The organism is Dyella sp. 01N448 (assembly GCF_056399225.1).
In genome coordinates this window covers 57,060-72,602 of sequence record NZ_JBFTQX010000017.1, presented here as the reverse complement: position 1 = coordinate 72,602, position 15,543 = coordinate 57,060, and the positions used below count along the sequence as shown (strand labels likewise).

Here is a 15,543-nt window from a genome sequence, read left to right as displayed (position 1 = left end):
GGCTTATCCCAACACGATGCTGCGGGCGTTATCAGGCCATTTTCTTTGGGTTACTTTCGACGCGAAGCTAGTCCCGTGGGATCTTTTGGGCCAGCAAAAGAAAAGTGACTCGAGCGGCGGCAGCCGATCGAAACGCCCGCCGCGTAGGCGGCACCCTGGCGGTAACGCGACAACCAGAAACCGAGGCTCTGGATCCGGGCCTGCGCCGGGATGACGAGCGAGTCAGAGCCACACCGGAAAGTCGAACAAAATCGAAACCACAAAACAAAACCACGTCCGCGAGCCAAAAAAAAACGGCCCGAAGGCCGCCTTTTTTCTAGAAGGGGGCGACACCCGCCACCTCACTCCCCCCGCAACCTCACATCCCCCGGCGCCATATCGTCGCGCTCCACGCGCGCCATATGCTCGGCCTCCAGGAAGCGCCACACCTGCTGGCACACCGGAAGCGTGTTCTCGCGCGAAATCGCCGAGACCAGGAACGACGGCTCCTTCCATTCCAACCGTGCCACCACGTCAGCCGCGACAGCCTGGCGCTCATCCTCAGGCAGCACGTCGGCCTTGTTCATCACCAGCCAGCGGGGACGCTCGAGCAGCTCGGGATCGAACTTCTCCAACTCCTGCTCGATCGCACGCACCTGCTCCACCGGATCGGAACCGTCGATCGGCGCGATATCCACCACGTGCAGCAGCAGTCGCGTGCGCGACACATGACGCAGGAACTGGATGCCCAGGCCCGCACCATCCGCCGCACCTTCGATAAGGCCCGGGATATCGGCGATCACGAAACTCTGATCCGTACCCAGACTGACCACGCCGAGGTTCGGATGCAGGGTGGTGAACGGGTAATCGGCCACGCGCGGCGTGGCGGCGGAAACGGCGCGGATGAAAGTGGACTTGCCGGCATTGGGAAATCCCAGCAGGCCCACGTCCGCCAACAGCTTCAGCTCCAGCTTCAGCTCGCGCAGATCACCCGGCGTACCCGGCGTGGACTTGCGCGGCGCACGGTTCACCGAGCTCTTGAAGTGGATATTGCCCAGGCCGCCCTTGCCGCCCTGCGCCACCAGCAGGCGCTGGCCGTTCACGGTGAGGTCGCCGATGGTTTCGTCGGTGTCGACGTTGATCACCACCGTGCCCACGGGCACGCGGATATAGGTGTCTTCGCCGCCCTTGCCGTACATCTGGCTGCCCATGCCGTTCTGGCCGCGCTCGGCCTTGAACGAACGCTGGTGGCGGAAGTCGATCAGGGTGTTGAGGCCTTCGTCGGCCACCAGCCACACCGAGCCGCCGCTGCCGCCGTCGCCGCCGTCGGGGCCGCCGAAGGGAATGAATTTTTCGCGACGGAAGCTGATGCACCCGTTGCCGCCGTCGCCGGCTTTGACATTGATGATGGCTTCGTCGACGAATTTCATGGGGTGCCTGGGGGAGCGAATAGGGGATAGAGAGTAGTAAAAGCCGGGTTCTCGGGACCGTGATGAATAGCGAAACGGCCCGGCCGATTCCCTACTCCCTATTCCCTATGCCCTGCTCTCAAAAAACAAAAGCCCCGCCGAAGCGGGGCCTTCGCTGCAACGTCGCAGGGGAATTAACCCTTGATGACGTTGACGAAACGGCGGTTGTGCTCGCCGCGCACCTTGAATTCGACGGTGCCGTCGACCAGCGCAAACAACGTGTGGTCGCGCCCCAGGCCCACGCCGGTACCGGCATGGAACTTGGTGCCGCGCTGACGCACGATGATGTTGCCGGCTTCAATAGCCTGGCCGCCGTAGATCTTCACGCCGAGATACTTCGGGTTCGAATCGCGACCGTTGCGGCTGGAACCTACGCCTTTTTTATGTGCCATGACTCAATGCTCCAGTTGCTCAGGCGTTGATGCCCGTGATCTCGACTTCGGTGAAATGCTGACGATGTCCCTGCTGCTTCTTGTGGTGCTTGCGGCGGCGGAACTTGATGATGCGGATCTTGTCGGCACGGCCGTGCTTGCGCACGGTGGCGCTGACGGTGGCACCGGCCACGATGGGCGCACCGACGGTGATCGACTCACCGGCGCCGACCAGGAGGACCTGATCGAAAGTGAAGGCGGCGCCTTCTTCGGCGTTCAACAGCTCCACGCGCAGGACATCGCCCTGCTGAACGCGGTACTGCTTGCCGCCGGTCTTGATGACTGCATAGCTCATGGGATTATCCCTTCTGTCGTTATTCTCTTGGGTTCACCGGACCCATTAGGCACCGGCGAACTCGGGAGTATAACGAAGCCCTGGCGGCCTGGTCAATTACTGACCAGTCGATCCGCCAGTCGCGGCCGCCGGCTTGGTGTCGGTCTTGGCCGGCGCAGGCTTGGCCTCGGTCTTGGCCGGGGTCTTGGCGGCTGGCTTGGCCGGCGCCTTGGCTGGCGTGGTCTTCTTCGGGGCGGGCCTGGTGGTCTTCTTGGCCGGGGTTTTGGCGTGTGAAGAGGCTTTCGCCGCCGGCTTGGCCTCGGCCTTGTCGCCGCCTTCGGTCGCCTGCCTGGGCTTGATCTTTTCGCCGTTCTCGGCCGCCTGGATCGCCGCCGCACCCTCCAGCGCCGTACCCGTGATCGGCGTGGTGGATACCTTGCCCGGGCAGCGACCCGAACCGTCCAGCGTGCCCATCTGCTTGAGCTCGCTGACCATCTGGTCGCTGCGCTCATGGCTCCACTGCTGGCCGGCCTGGTTGGCCTCGGCCATGGTGGTGGGCATCTCGTTGATGACCTTCTGGCCCAGCGGCGAACGATAGAACTTCAGCAGGCCCGACATCTCGTCAGCGGTGAAATGCTTCTGGTAGACGGGCACCAGCCGGCCGATGAACAGCTGGGTCTGGTTGGCGTCCATATAGTTCTGCCAGAACTCAGGCTGCACGCAAGGCATGGACTGCTGCAAAGTGGTCACCGCCTGGGTGTTCATCTGCAGCAGCATCTTGCCGACACCGACGACTTCCATCAGCTGCCGAACCTGATCTTCCGTAGCCGGCGCCGACGACGCCATGGCCTGTCCCATGCCCATTGCAAGCGCCATGGCAACACCCCATCTCTTCAGCTTGCCCATCCGCACTCTCTGTTCGCAGGTCGGCCGGAAACCGGCCAAAGATTCCATTAAGCCATACTCGGCCGGATCTTCTCTTAAGAGTTTGTTGGGTGGCATCCGTCAGTAATAAGCGTACTGACAAGTTTGATATAGTACAGTTTTCCCTCCCCCAACGACTCCGGGCGATATGGATACGATCCGCATTCGCGGCGCGCGCACGCACAACCTCAAAAACATCGACCTCGATCTGCCGCGTGACAAGCTGATCGTCATCACCGGCCTGTCCGGTTCGGGCAAGTCATCGCTGGCCTTCGACACCATCTATGCCGAAGGTCAACGCCGCTACGTCGAATCGTTGTCGGCCTACGCCCGGCAATTTCTGTCGATGATGGAGAAACCGGACGTCGACCACATCGAGGGTCTGTCGCCGGCCATTTCCATCGAGCAGAAATCGACCTCGCACAATCCGCGCTCCACCGTGGGCACGATTACCGAGGTCTACGACTACCTGCGCCTGCTGTATGCGCGCGTGGGTACGCCGCGCTGCCCGGATCATGGGATTCCGCTCGAAGCGCAAACTGTCAGCCAGATGGTGGACAGCACGCTCGCGCTGGATGGCGAAAAGCGCTTCATGCTGCTCGCGCCGGTGATCCGCGAGCGCAAGGGCGAGCACGTGCAGGTGTTCGATCAGCTGCGCGCGCAGGGTTTCGTGCGCGCACGCGTCGACGGCACTGTCTACGACCTCGATGCCGTACCGCCGCTGACGCTGCGCCAGAAGCACACCATCGAAGTGGTGATCGACCGCTTCCGCCCGCGCGACGACATCAAGCAGCGCCTGGCCGAATCGTTTGAAACCGCGCTGCGCCTGGGCGACGGTATCGCGATCGTGGTCGACATGGATGATGCGAAGGCGCCAGAGCAGTTGCTGTCCTCGCGCTACTCCTGCCCGGTGTGCGATTACTCGCTGCCGGAGCTTGAGCCGCGCCTGTTCTCGTTCAACTCGCCGGTAGGCGCCTGCCCCACCTGCGACGGTCTGGGCGTGACCCAGGTGTTCGATCCTGCCCGCGTGGTGGCGCATCCGGAGCTGTCGCTGGCCGGTGGCGCCGTGCGCGGCTGGGATCGCCGCAATGCGCATTATTTCCAGTTGATCCTGTCGCTCGCCGCGCACTACGGCTTCGACGTGGACACGCCGTGGCGCAAGCTGTCCACGGACGTCCAGAAGGCCATCCTGTACGGCAGCGGCAAGGACAAGATCGCCTTCAAGTACATCACCGAACGTGGTGGCCGGGTGACGCGCGAGCACGCGTTCGAGGGCATCATCCCGAACATGGATCGCCGCTACAAGGAAACCGAATCGCCGGCGGTGCGCGAGGAACTGGCCAAGTACATCAGCGACCGTCCCTGCCCCGACTGCGAAGGCCAGCGCCTGAATCGTTCTGCGCGCAATGTGTTCGTCGCCGACCACGCGCTGCCCTCGCTCACCTCGCGCTCGATCGATGACACGCTGGCGTTCTTCGAGAAGCTGACGCTCACCGGCTGGCGCGGCGAGATCGCGGTGAAGATCGTCAAGGAAATTCGCGAGCGTCTTACCTTCCTCAACGACGTGGGCCTCAACTACCTCACGCTGGATCGGCAGGCCGATTCGCTGTCGGGTGGCGAGGCGCAACGCATTCGTCTCGCCTCGCAGATCGGCGCCGGCCTGGTCGGCGTGATGTACGTGCTCGACGAGCCGTCCATCGGCCTGCACCAGCGCGACAACGAGCGCCTGCTCGGCACGCTGACGCGACTGCGCGACCTCGGCAACACCGTCATCGTGGTCGAGCATGACGAAGACGCGATCCGCATGGCCGACCACGTGCTCGACATCGGTCCCGGCGCCGGTGTGCACGGCGGCGAGATCGTGGCGCAGGGATCGTTCAAGGACATGCTTGCGTCGCCGCGTTCGATCACCGGCCAGTTCCTGTCCGGCAAGCGTGGCATCCGTGTGCCCGAGGAACGCCGCCAGCAGCTGGATGCCGATTCGTGGCTGCATCTCAAGGGTGCCAGCGGCAACAACCTGAAAAACGTCGACCTGGCCATTCCCGCAGGCTTGTTTACCTGCGTCACCGGCGTGTCCGGTTCGGGCAAGTCGACCCTGATCAACGACACCTTGTTCCGCCTCGCCGCCAGCGAACTCAATGGTTCGAGTGAGCAGGCTGCGCCGTACAAGTCGGTCGAAGGGCTGGAACTGTTCGACAAGGTGGTGGACATCGACCAGTCGCCGATCGGTCGCACGCCGCGTTCGAACCCAGCGACGTATACCGGCCTGTTCACGCCGCTGCGCGAGCTGTTTGCGCAGGTGCCCGAAGCGCGTGCCCGTGGCTATACGCCGGGCCGCTTCAGCTTCAACGTGCGCGGCGGCCGCTGCGAGGCCTGCGAAGGCGACGGCATGATCAAGGTGGAGATGCACTTCCTGCCGGACGTGTACGTGCCTTGCGACGTCTGCCATGGCAAGCGCTACAACCGCGAAACGCTGGAAGTGCACTACAAGGGCCACACGATCGCCGACGTGCTCGACATGACGGTGGAAGATGCGTTCAAGCTGTTCGAAAACGTGCCGACCATCGCACGCAAACTCGAAACGCTGCGCGCCGTGGGCCTGGATTACATCAAGCTCGGCCAGAGCGCGACCACGCTCTCGGGTGGCGAAGCGCAGCGCGTGAAGCTGTCCAAGGAATTGTCCAAGCGCGATACGGGTCGCACGCTGTACATCCTCGACGAGCCGACCACGGGCCTGCACTTCCACGACATCGAGCAGCTGCTCGACGTGCTGCATAAGCTGGTGGACCAGGGCAACACGGTGGTGGTGATCGAGCATAATCTCGATGTGATCAAGACCGCCGACTGGCTGGTCGATCTGGGCCCGGAGGGCGGCGCAGGCGGTGGTCGCATCCTGGTCACCGGCACGCCGGAAACCGTGGCTGCCACAGCGGGCTCGCATACCGGACACTTCCTTGCCCCGCATCTGGACATGAAGCCCGCCAAGGCGGCCAAGGCCCAGAGCAACGGCAAGAGCAAACCTGCACTACGGAAGAAGACTGCATGAGTTCCACCCAACCCGTGCCTGAGCAGCGCACGCGCAAGGCCACGACGCAGGAAAGCGCCGCGGCCGTGACCGATGCCCAGGCCACCGAGGCGACGAACACGCCGTTGTTCGTCGCCCCGATTGGCGTACGCTGGCGCGACCTTGACGCGTTCAATCACGTCAACAACGCCAACTACCTCACTTACCTGGAAGAAGCGCGTCTGCAGTGGCTGCAGCACGTGCCAGGCTGGTTCAACGAGCACTCGATGCCGGTGCTGGCCGCCAGCGAAGTGAACTATCGCCGCCCGATCGAATGGCCTGCGCAGTTGAACGTGCAGCTGTTCTGCGAGCGGCTCGGCAACAGCTCGATCACGCTGGCGCACCGCATCGTCGACGCCAGCAACGATGCGCTCTATAGCGACGGCAAGGTCGTGCTGGTATGGATGGATCCCGCCACCGGCAAGCCGGTGCCGTTGCCGCCATCGATCCGCGACGCCGCGCAAGCCGGCGCTTGAACGACCCAGCCGGCATTCGGGGTTAAGCCCACCGGCACCACGGATGCCGCAGCTTCATGCGGCATCCGTACTATCAGCGGCGACCACCCGAAAGGAGTTCGACCGTGATCCCTGTTTCGCTTCGCACCCTCGCCCTTGCCATCCTCGCCAGCACCAGCGCGGGCGCCCTTGCCGCACCGGCGGCAACCTCACTGACGCTCTATCGCAGCGACGACAACGCGCTGTACAGCGCGGGCGACAACGGCTCCGTGCCATCGGGCCATGCCGTGGCGCGCGAAACGCGCCAGCTCGAACTCAAGGCCGGCACACAGGACATAAGCCTCGATGGACTGCCGCAATACGTCGACCCGGAAGCCATTGCACTGACCGTCGACGGCGACGCCGCCAAGGTGCTGTCGCAACGTCTACGCCTGGGCCAGGGCCAGTACGCCGCCTTGGGCAGCCTGATCGGACAACCCGTCGACGTGTATGGGACGAATGGCGAAGTATTGGCCAGCGGCACCCTGCTGCGCGCCGACGCCAGCGGCCTGATGGTGCGCGACACGTCCAGCGCCAACGAACGCGTTGCATTGATCCACGAATACGGCGCGGTCAAGGCGCGAGGCGTGTTCCAGGTGGGCTCCGGCCTGCAACTGCGCGTGGATGCCAGTCGCGCCGGCAAGGCCAATGCGACGTTGAGCTATTCCACCTCGGGCCTGGGTTGGCGCGCCGCCTACGTCGGCACGCTGGCGCCAGGCGACGGCTGCAAGATGCAGTTCGAATCGCGCGCCAGCATCGCCAACCGCAGCGGTCGCGACTGGAACAACGTGCAACTGATGCTGGTGGCCGGCGAACCGCAACTGGCCCAGTCCTCGGGACCGCGGCCGATGATGTTCAACGCCCGCGCCAAGACGGCCGATGCCGCGCTGCCCGAGCAATCCACGCTGGCCGACTACCGCACGTACAGCTTGCCCGGCACGGTCGACCTGCCCGATGGCAGCGTGAGCCAGGTACCGCTGTACGACACGCGGACCATCGCCTGCGAACGCACGTCGCTGTTTGAAACGGGGACCGCCTGGGTGCCACCGCAGCCCATGATCGGCCAGGATGTCTTCACCAACGGCGGCCCTGAAGGCATTTCCAGCACGCTGCAATTCCGCGCATTCGACAGCATCCCCGCCGGCAACCTGCGCGTGCTGTCGATGGATCGCAACGGCACGCCGCAACTCATTGGCAGCGGTCGCGTCAACGACACGCCCAAGGGCAGCGACGCGCATATCACCCTGGGCATGGCGTTCGATTTGCGCGCCAGCCGCGAGCGCACCACTTTCACCGTGGACAAGAACGGCCACCGCCTGGACGAGGCCTTCCGCATCACGCTCACCAATGCCGGCGACACGCCGCGCGTGGTCACTGTGCGCGAGCATCCCCAGCGCTGGCGCCAGTGGACGCTCGCCTCCTCCAGCATCAAACCGAGTGCGCAGACCACCGACACGCTGGAGTTCAAGGTGACGGTGCCGGCCAACGGCAAGGCCACGCTCGATTACGCGGTGCGCTACCAGTGGACGGCGGACGAGCATCCGCAAGGGTGAGCTGCCAGTGAAGAGGCGCGAGTAGCAAGGGAAAGCGGCGGCCAGCCGTCTTTGCTACTCTCGTCCTCCACTCCTGCCAACTCATCCGGCCACTGCCATGCTCAACCTGATCACGCACGACGCCATCGTCGAAATCAACCTGGCACGTCCGCCGGTAAACGCACTCAATGTCGACTTGCTTCGTGCGCTGCGCGATGCGGTGGACAACGCTGTTGCCGGCGGCGCGCGCGGCATCGTGCTGTCCGGCCAGCCGGGCATGTATTCGGCTGGCGTGGATGTGCCTTCGCTGCTGGGTCGCGATCGCGACGGCGTGCGTGAATTCTGGCGCGAGTTTTTCCAGACAACGTCGACCCTGGCGATGTCGCCGATTCCCATCGTTGCGGCCATCACCGGCCACAGTCCAGCCGGCGGCGCGGTGCTGTCGCTGTTCTGCGACTACCGCGTGATGGCCGAAGGTCCGTTCAAGATCGGCCTCAACGAAGTGCAGGTAGGCCTGGTGGTGCCGGAAAGCATCCAGATGGCGCTGCGTCGCATCGTTGGACCGTATCGCGCCGAACGCCTGATGGTGGCGGGCGCCATGATCGAATCCAGCGAAGCGCTGGCGGTCGGCCTGGTGGACGAACTCACCAATGTCGAACAGGTGGTGACGCGTGCCGTGGTGTGGATGCAGGGCATGCTCGCCCTGCCCTCCAACGCCATGCTCAAGACGCGTGCGATTGCGCGTGCCGACCTTACGGCCGTCTGGGCGCGTCCGGAGGAACTGCCTATCGATGGATTCCTCGATGCGTATTTCCATCCGGAAACGCAGGCTGTGTTGGAAAAGCTGGTTGCGCGGCTGAAGAAGAAAGACTGACCTTGTAGGAGCGCACCCTGTACGCGAACGGCGCCATGCGGCGCCGGGTCGCGCACAGGGTGCGCTCCTACAAAAACCGAGGCTCAGCCGGGCTCAGCGCCCTTGGCCACGGGCCGACTCGCATCGCTCACCCAGCCGCTCCACGACGGCGCGTAAAGACGCGAGCCGGTGAGTCCAGCGTGTTCCATCGCTAGCAGGTTGTGGCAGGCGGTGACGCCCGAGCCGCACATATGCACGACGTCGCTGGGCGCATGCGCGCCGAGCAGTGTCTGGAATTCCTGGCGTAGGACATCGGCCGACTTGAAGTGGCCATCCTCTTGCAGATTTTCCGAGAAGGGCCGATTGAGCGCGCCGGGCACATGGCCACCTACCGGATCGATGGGCTCGACCTCGCCGCGATAACGCGGAACAGCACGCGCATCGAGCAACACGCGCTGCGCATCGCCGCGCAGCGCGGCGTGATCGACGATGGCTTGTTCGGCATCGAAATAGAGGCTGACCGGTTGCGGCTCGCGAACCACATCGCCCGACTCGACCGGCATGCCCGCAGCCACCCAGGCCTGGAAACCGCCATCGAGCACGGCAACGTCGCGGATGCCAGAGAGGCGCAACAGCCACCAGAGGCGAGCGGCAGCGAGCGAACCGTTGGCGGCGTCGTAGCACACGATCTGCATGCCTTCGCGCCAACCCCAGCGCGACAGGGATTCGGAGAACGCGGCTTCCAGCGGCAAGGGGTGTCTCCCCAAACCCAGCGGTTTGCGCGAGAGATCGGATAGATCGCTGTCCAGACTCGCGTAAACCGCGCCAGGGATATGCCCTTCGCGATAATCACGCTCACCCTTGCCGACATCACGTTCGCCGCTGCCGGGCGCCATCAGGTCGAAACGACAATCGACGATCAACACATCGGCTGGTGCAAGCGCCACCAGTTCCTTGACGTCGATCAAGGTGGTCTTGAGTGTCATGCGCGTCCCATCCTCTGCAGGAGATTGAACACCATGGCGGCGGTGGCACCCCAGATGCGGTGGCCGCCATGCACGAATTCCACCATGTCGCGGCGGTGACCGCGGAAATCCATGGTGTAGCGCTTGAGATTGCGCGGTTCAAGGAAGAACGACAGCGGCACTTCGAATACTTCGGCCACTTCGGCCGGCGCGGGATACAGGCGCGCGTCGCCGTCGATGCGCGCGACCACCGGCGTGACGCTGTAACCGCTGATGGTTTCGAAGCGATCGAGAAAACCCAGCGGTGTCACCAGGCGGCTTTCGAGGCCAATTTCTTCTTCGCTTTCGCGCAAGGCGGTGGCAATCGCGTCGGCATCGCCGGGGTCGGTGCGACCGCCGGGAAACGCCACCTGCCCCGCGTGATCCTGCAGATGGTCAGTACGCACGGTCAACACCAGTCGCGGCTGCACGCCGTCGCGTACACCAACCAGTACGGCGGCCGGGCGACGCGGCGTGTCGCCGATCAACTGGACCATGTCCGAATGATTCCAACCCCGGCCCGTTGGCGGTGACGACAAGGGCAATACTGCGTGACTCAAGTCGGTCAGCAGCTCACCCATCACGGTCGTTTCCGGGGAGGCAGCACGTCGCGCATGTAGCGAAGTCGCTCCTGGTCATCCATGGCCCGCCATCCGGCGATTTCAACACCTGTGCGCAGGCAGCCGATGCAATAGCCGCGTTCGTCCAGCCGGCAGATGCCAATGCAAGGACTGAGGGGATTGCCGGATGGACCAGGGGTGCCGTCTGCCGCTGTCATGCTGCGAGGAACTATCAGCGCGGCACGGAGTGTGCCAGCGAAGCCCCCATTCTATCGCAAGGGGCGCAGGCCGTCATTCGAACGCCGCCATGGGCGGCAGCGCTCAGGCGGATGCCATTACTTGATCTCGAGCAGCTCGATTTCGAACACCAGCGCTTCGTTCGGCCCGATGCGCGGCGGATCGCCCTTGATGCCATAGGCCATGGCAGGCGGCACGGTGACTTTCCACAGATCGCCGACGTGCATGCGCTGGATCACTTCCTGCCAGCCCGGGATCACCTTGTTGTTCACCACGAAACTCACCGGCGAACCATGCGCCCATGAGCTGTCGAACTCGGTGCCGTCGATCAGCATGGCGCGGAAGTTCACGGTGACCACCGAGCCTTCCGGTACCTGCCTGGTGCCGGTGCCCTGCTTCACCACTTCGTACTGGATGCCCGACGGCAGCTGGATCACGCCCGGCTTGCTGCGGTTGCGCGCCATGTAATCGGCGCTCTTGCGCGCATTGGTTTCCGCCACGCGCTTGAATTGCGCCAGCGCCTGGCTATGCATCTGCTCGTCGAGTTCGCGCAGCTGGTCGTGCATGTCGCGCATCGACACGGTGGGATGCTTTTTGGCGTAGGCGTCCTGGATCGCGCGCAGCAGCGTGGGGATATCGACGTCCGGATCGCCGTTGGCGAACTGGCTGCCGATCTGGAAACCGATGGCGTAGGACAGCTTGGTCTTGTCCAGCTTGACCTGCGACTGATCCTGCGGGGCGCCACTGACCTGAGCATGCGCCAGACCACCCCAACACAGGATGCCCAGAGCTAGCCAACGCAGTTGTGCCATGCCTTCCTCCATTGCGGCTGCAACCTGGCCATCGTAAGCGGTCCGGGCGAATCGTGCAGCGACGCCGGTCCATCCGGCGTCTGTGCCTTCGAACGCCGGAGGCGGCAAAGGTTCCCGCTGCTACCATGGCGCCTTTTCCGCCGGAGTCGAATCATGGCCTATCGCAACCTGGAAATCGCCAACCGCGGCGCGGTGCGCACCATCACCGTCAATCGCCCGGACAAGCTCAATGCGCTCAATCGGGAGACGCTCAACGAGCTGACGCTGGCCTTCACCCAGGCCGCCCAGGACGATGCGGTGCGGGTAGTCGTGTTGGCCGGCGCGGGTGAGAAGGCCTTTGTGGCCGGTGCGGACATCGCCGAGATGAATGGCTATACGCCTGTGCAGGCACAGAGTTTCTCGCGCACCGGGCAGCGACTGATGAGCCTGGTCGAGCGACTGGGCAAGCCGGTGATCGCGCGCATCCAGGGCTTCGCCCTCGGCGGCGGCATGGAGCTGGCGATGTGCTGTCACCTGCGCGTGGCCAGCGAAAAGGCCAAGTTCGGCCAGCCCGAAATCAACCTGGGACTGATCCCCGGCTTCGGCGGCACCCAGCGCCTGCTGCGCCTGGCCGGCCGTGGCGCGGCGTTGGAGCTGTGCCTGCTGGGCGCCACCATCAACGCCCAGCGCGCCTATGAGCTGGGCGTGGTGACCCGCGTGGTCGCGCCTGAGGCGCTGGATGAAACGGTCAACGCCATGGCCGATCAGTTGGCCGCCGCCGCGCCGCTCGCCGCTGCCGGCATCCTGGACGCCGTGCTGCAGGGTGGCGAAACGAGTATCGATCAGGGTCTGGAGTTTGAAACGCAGGCGTTCGCGCTGGCCTTCGCCACCGAAGACATGCGCGAAGGCACTACGGCCTTCCTGGAAAAGCGCAAGGCGGACTTCAAGGGTCGCTAACGCAAAAAGCGACGGCCAGCGCAGGGCTGGCCGTCGTTGTCATGGCGCGGATCGGGCAGCGCTCAGTGATGGCTGCCGCGGTAATTCTTCTCGCCCGCGGTCACGGCCAGATCCAGACGGTTCTCCGGCGGCGCCAGCGGACAGGTGGCGTACGGCGTGAATGCACACGGCGGGTTGTAGGCGCGATTGAAGTCGAGCACGACCTTGCCGTCCTTCGGCAGATCCGCATACATGAAACGGGCTGCGCCATAGGTGTCCTTGCCGGACGTGCGATCGGCGATGACGAAGAACAGCGAATCGGGTTCTTCCTGGATCGGCATCAGCTCGTAGGTGTGGCCGTCGCGATGGAACACCGCCTTGCCCGGCACCTTTTCCTTGTTGACCGTGCCCAGCACCGAGCCGATCTCCAGCTCGTGCGGCGGGTCGAACGGCACCCAGTCAGCCTCGATGCGCCACGACGGATCGGGCGTGTAGTAATCCAGCCCCAGGAAGTGCGTGCGCGTGTCGGCGTTGCTGTCCTTCACGCGCAAGGCCTTGCGGCCATCGCGCTCGATCACCAGGAAGCTGGCCGAACCGAACGCCACCACCGACGGCGCGCTGTCACCGGCGTGCATGTCGTCGACCAGCGCCGCTTCGGGCACGCTCTTGCCATCCACGGTGGCCGCGCTGTGCTTGTCGAACACGATGTGCATGCTGCCGTCCTTGGCCAGGGTCACCACACCCAGGTGGGCCGGACCGGCTTTCAGCACGATGTCGTTGTCGGCCGCGCTGCCCACGCGATTGGCGCCTTCCTTCAGCCACTCCAGGCCGATCAGGCTGAGCCAGCCATTGGGTGCGGTGAGGCCGGCAAGACGCTTGTTCTGCCAGTTGACGTTTTGCTGGGAGAAATCCGTCGCCGCAGCGGAGGTAGGGGTCTGAGCTTGCACGGTGGCAACTCCAAGGCTCAAGGCAAAGGCAAGAACGGCGGTACGCAACATGGCAGGCCCCGTCGGAATGAAACAGCAGTATGGCCGTCCATTTACAAACCGGGCAAGCGCCGCTCGGTACAGAAACTCGTCAGCGACCGCGCAGGAACAACTTGTCCAGCTCGGGCAGGCTCAGCTGGGTCCAGGTCGGACGTCCGTGATTGCACTGCCCGGAGCGCTCGGTCGCTTCCATTTCGCGCAGCAGCGCGTTCATTTCCGGAATGGTGAGGCGGCGCCCCGCACGCACCGAGCCATGGCAGGCCATGGTCGAGAGCAGCTCGTTCTCCAACTCCTGCAGACGACGCGAACTGCCGTGCTGGGCCAGCTCGGAAAGCACGTCGCGACAGAGCTGCGCCACATCGGCGCCTTCCAGCAGGGCGGGAATGCGCCGCACCACCACACCGGACGGACCGCTGCGCGAGAGCTCCATGCCCCACTCCGCCAAGGCCTCGGCGTGTTCCTCGGCCGCGGCGGCCTCTTTCGCACTCACCGCCACATTCATCGGCACCAGCAGCATCTGCGAACGCAGGTTGCTGCAGACGCGACCAGCCTTGAGCTTTTCGTAGGTGATGCGCTCGTGCGCGGCGTGCATGTCCACCAGGATCAGGCCGTGCGCATTTTCAGCCAGGATATAGATGCTCTTGAGCTGCGCGATGGCGAAGCCCAGCGGCGGCGCTTCCTCTTCGGACGCGTCCGGCATCGGCGCATTGGCAGCGAACGACAACGGTGCGGACACTGTCGAGGGTTCGCCCAAGAGAGCGGCGTAGCCAGCGAGCGGCTCGTCTCGCACGCCCAGGCTCAAGCGGCTCTGGCTCAAGGCATTGGGCCATGCGGGCGCGGCGCTGGCCGATCCCGACGACGGGGCCATGCTGTAACTGTACGACGGCGCCGCTCCCGCCATCGGCGACTCGGCAGCAGGCAGACCCACGTTGCCTGCGCGCGTCTGCGCGAGCGCTTCGTGCAGCGTGCGAAACAGAAAATCGTGCACGAGCCGCTGCTCGCGAAAGCGCACTTCACTCTTGGCCGGATGGACATTCACATCCACCCCGACCGGATCCAGTTCCAGATACAACACAAAGGCCGGATGACGGCCATGGAACAGCACGTCCGCATAGGCCTGGCGCACCGCATGCGCCACGATGCGATCGCGCACCAGCCGGCCGTTGACGTAGAAGTACTGCGAATCAGCCTGCGAACGCGAGGCGGTGGGCAGACCCACCCAGCCCGACAGATGCAGCCCGGCCGCTGCATGATCGATACGCAGGCTTTGCGCGGGGAATTCCTCGCCCAGCACTTCGGCCACGCGCTGCAAGGCGGCGCTTTCGTCGCGCGCGGCCTTGAGCATGCGCACCGGCTTGCCGTTGTGGCTCAGGCGAAATTCCACCGAGCCGCGCGCCAGGGCGAGCGATTTCAGCAGATCGTCGATATGCGCGAATTCGGTGCGCTCGGCGCGGAGAAATTTGCGGCGTGCGGGCACGTTGTAGAACAAGTCGCGCACTTCCACGCTGCTGCCCTGCGGATGCTGCGCGGGACGTGCCGCCTGCAGCTTGCCGCCATCTACTTCGATGCGGAACGCCGTATCCAGTCCCTGCGCGCGCGAGGTCAGCGCAAAGCGGGCCACCGACGACACCGAGGCCAGCGCCTCGCCGCGGAAGCCCATGCTGGCCACGTGCTCCAGATCGTCGAAGCTGCCGATCTTGCTGGTGGCGTGCGAGGCCACCGCCAGCGCCAATTCGTCGGGCACGATGCCGCAGCCGTCGTCGCGTACGCGGATCAGGCGGGAACCGCCTTGTTCGATATCCACTTCAATGCGCGTGGCGCCGGCGTCGAGACTGTTTTCGACCAGTTCCTTCACGACGGAAGAAGGCCGTTCGATCACTTCACCGGCAGCGATCTGATTGATGAGTTCGGGAGGCAGGGGACGAATGACTGGCATCGGCGAAGCTTAGAACCTGACGGCCCCCGGCGAAAGCAGAACGCCGCCCGGAGGCGGCGTTGTTGGTGATTCG

The 15,543-nt window shown here is 64.5% G+C and carries 15 protein-coding genes; 5 read left to right on the top strand and 10 right to left on the bottom strand.

Going from position 1 to position 15,543, the window contains the following annotated elements:
- Positions 1–341: 341 nt before the first annotated feature.
- The 4 genes from cgtA to AC1DKY_RS19310 form a co-directional block, all read right to left on the bottom strand.
- Entirely contained in the window at positions 342–1,409 is a 1,068-nt protein-coding gene (cgtA, locus tag AC1DKY_RS19325; protein WP_441605191.1) for an Obg family GTPase CgtA, read from the bottom strand.
- A gap of 173 nt (positions 1,410–1,582) precedes the next feature.
- Positions 1,583–1,840, bottom strand: coding sequence for a 50S ribosomal protein L27 (gene rpmA, locus AC1DKY_RS19320; RefSeq protein WP_046971818.1), 258 nt, complete (start codon positions 1,838–1,840; stop codon positions 1,583–1,585).
- Between the two features lie 19 nt (positions 1,841–1,859).
- Positions 1,860–2,174, bottom strand: coding sequence for a 50S ribosomal protein L21 (gene rplU, locus AC1DKY_RS19315; RefSeq protein ID WP_038616498.1), 315 nt, complete (start codon positions 2,172–2,174; stop codon positions 1,860–1,862).
- 96 nt (positions 2,175–2,270) lie between these two features.
- Entirely contained in the window at positions 2,271–3,029 is a 759-nt protein-coding gene (locus tag AC1DKY_RS19310) for a DUF2059 domain-containing protein (RefSeq protein ID WP_441605190.1), read from the bottom strand.
- A 196-nt stretch (positions 3,030–3,225) separates the two neighbouring features.
- Here AC1DKY_RS19310 and uvrA point away from each other — a divergent pair, with 196 nt between their 5' ends.
- From uvrA to AC1DKY_RS19290, 4 genes are all read left to right on the top strand, one after another.
- Entirely contained in the window at positions 3,226–6,123 is a 2,898-nt protein-coding gene (uvrA, locus tag AC1DKY_RS19305; protein ID WP_441605189.1) for an excinuclease ABC subunit UvrA, read from the top strand.
- A complete protein-coding gene (locus tag AC1DKY_RS19300; RefSeq protein WP_441605188.1) occupies positions 6,120–6,617 on the top strand; it encodes an acyl-CoA thioesterase in 498 nt (165 codons plus the stop codon). Before uvrA ends, AC1DKY_RS19300 begins: the two co-directional genes overlap by 4 nt.
- 104 nt (positions 6,618–6,721) lie before the next feature.
- Positions 6,722–8,188, top strand: coding sequence for a DUF4139 domain-containing protein (locus AC1DKY_RS19295; protein WP_441605187.1), 1,467 nt, complete (start codon positions 6,722–6,724; stop codon positions 8,186–8,188).
- Positions 8,189–8,285: 97 nt separating this feature from the next.
- Positions 8,286–9,041, top strand: a complete 756-nt coding sequence (locus AC1DKY_RS19290; protein WP_441605186.1) for an enoyl-CoA hydratase/isomerase family protein — start codon at positions 8,286–8,288, stop codon at positions 9,039–9,041.
- A gap of 83 nt (positions 9,042–9,124) precedes the next feature.
- On the opposite strand, the gene AC1DKY_RS19285 is transcribed toward AC1DKY_RS19290, so the two are convergent.
- The 4 genes from AC1DKY_RS19285 to AC1DKY_RS19270 form a co-directional block, all read right to left on the bottom strand.
- A complete protein-coding gene (locus AC1DKY_RS19285; RefSeq protein ID WP_441605185.1) occupies positions 9,125–10,006 on the bottom strand; it encodes a sulfurtransferase in 882 nt (293 codons plus the stop codon).
- A complete protein-coding gene (locus AC1DKY_RS19280; RefSeq protein WP_441605184.1) occupies positions 10,003–10,521 on the bottom strand; it encodes a CoA pyrophosphatase in 519 nt (172 codons plus the stop codon). The genes AC1DKY_RS19285 and AC1DKY_RS19280 overlap by 4 nt, the downstream gene beginning before the upstream one ends.
- An 83-nt stretch (positions 10,522–10,604) precedes the next feature.
- Positions 10,605–10,802, bottom strand: a complete 198-nt coding sequence (locus AC1DKY_RS19275; RefSeq protein ID WP_441605183.1) for a DUF1289 domain-containing protein — start codon at positions 10,800–10,802, stop codon at positions 10,605–10,607.
- 117 nt (positions 10,803–10,919) lie between these two features.
- A complete protein-coding gene (locus tag AC1DKY_RS19270; protein WP_441605182.1) occupies positions 10,920–11,633 on the bottom strand; it encodes an FKBP-type peptidyl-prolyl cis-trans isomerase in 714 nt (237 codons plus the stop codon).
- Positions 11,634–11,786: 153 nt separating this feature from the next.
- Between AC1DKY_RS19270 and AC1DKY_RS19265 the strand changes: the two genes are divergently transcribed.
- Positions 11,787–12,569, top strand: coding sequence for an enoyl-CoA hydratase-related protein (locus tag AC1DKY_RS19265; RefSeq protein WP_441605181.1), 783 nt, complete (start codon positions 11,787–11,789; stop codon positions 12,567–12,569).
- 62 nt (positions 12,570–12,631) lie between these two features.
- Here the strand turns inward: AC1DKY_RS19265 and AC1DKY_RS19260 are convergent, their stop codons facing one another.
- On the bottom strand, positions 12,632–13,546 hold the full coding sequence (locus AC1DKY_RS19260) for a DUF1684 domain-containing protein (RefSeq protein WP_441605180.1): 915 nt from the start codon (positions 13,544–13,546) through the stop codon (positions 12,632–12,634).
- 79 nt (positions 13,547–13,625) lie between these two features.
- The gene (gene mutL, locus AC1DKY_RS19255; protein WP_441605179.1) at positions 13,626–15,470 is read right to left on the bottom strand and encodes a DNA mismatch repair endonuclease MutL; all 1,845 of its coding nucleotides are present in this window, start codon (positions 15,468–15,470) and stop codon (positions 13,626–13,628) included.
- Positions 15,471–15,543: the final 73 nt, after the last annotated feature.

Excerpts from the sequence above, each read along its gene's own strand:
- cgtA (WP_441605191.1), bottom strand. The coding sequence starts at position 1,409 with ATGAAATTCGTCGACGAAGCCATCATCAATGTCAAAGCCGGCGACGGC.
- rpmA (WP_046971818.1), bottom strand. The coding sequence starts at position 1,840 with ATGGCACATAAAAAAGGCGTAGGTTCCAGCCGCAACGGTCGCGATTCG.
- rplU (WP_038616498.1), bottom strand. The coding sequence starts at position 2,174 with ATGAGCTATGCAGTCATCAAGACCGGCGGCAAGCAGTACCGCGTTCAG.
- AC1DKY_RS19310 (WP_441605190.1), bottom strand. The coding sequence starts at position 3,029 with ATGGCGCTTGCAATGGGCATGGGACAGGCCATGGCGTCGTCGGCGCCG.
- uvrA (WP_441605189.1), top strand. The coding sequence starts at position 3,226 with ATGGATACGATCCGCATTCGCGGCGCGCGCACGCACAACCTCAAAAAC.
- AC1DKY_RS19300 (WP_441605188.1), top strand. The coding sequence starts at position 6,120 with ATGAGTTCCACCCAACCCGTGCCTGAGCAGCGCACGCGCAAGGCCACG.
- AC1DKY_RS19290 (WP_441605186.1), top strand. The coding sequence starts at position 8,286 with ATGCTCAACCTGATCACGCACGACGCCATCGTCGAAATCAACCTGGCA.
- AC1DKY_RS19285 (WP_441605185.1), bottom strand. The coding sequence starts at position 10,006 with ATGACACTCAAGACCACCTTGATCGACGTCAAGGAACTGGTGGCGCTT.
- AC1DKY_RS19280 (WP_441605184.1), bottom strand. The coding sequence starts at position 10,521 with ATGGTCCAGTTGATCGGCGACACGCCGCGTCGCCCGGCCGCCGTACTG.
- AC1DKY_RS19275 (WP_441605183.1), bottom strand. The coding sequence starts at position 10,802 with ATGACAGCGGCAGACGGCACCCCTGGTCCATCCGGCAATCCCCTCAGT.
- AC1DKY_RS19270 (WP_441605182.1), bottom strand. The coding sequence starts at position 11,633 with ATGGCACAACTGCGTTGGCTAGCTCTGGGCATCCTGTGTTGGGGTGGT.
- AC1DKY_RS19265 (WP_441605181.1), top strand. The coding sequence starts at position 11,787 with ATGGCCTATCGCAACCTGGAAATCGCCAACCGCGGCGCGGTGCGCACC.
- AC1DKY_RS19260 (WP_441605180.1), bottom strand. The coding sequence starts at position 13,546 with ATGTTGCGTACCGCCGTTCTTGCCTTTGCCTTGAGCCTTGGAGTTGCC.
- mutL (WP_441605179.1), bottom strand. The coding sequence starts at position 15,470 with ATGCCAGTCATTCGTCCCCTGCCTCCCGAACTCATCAATCAGATCGCT.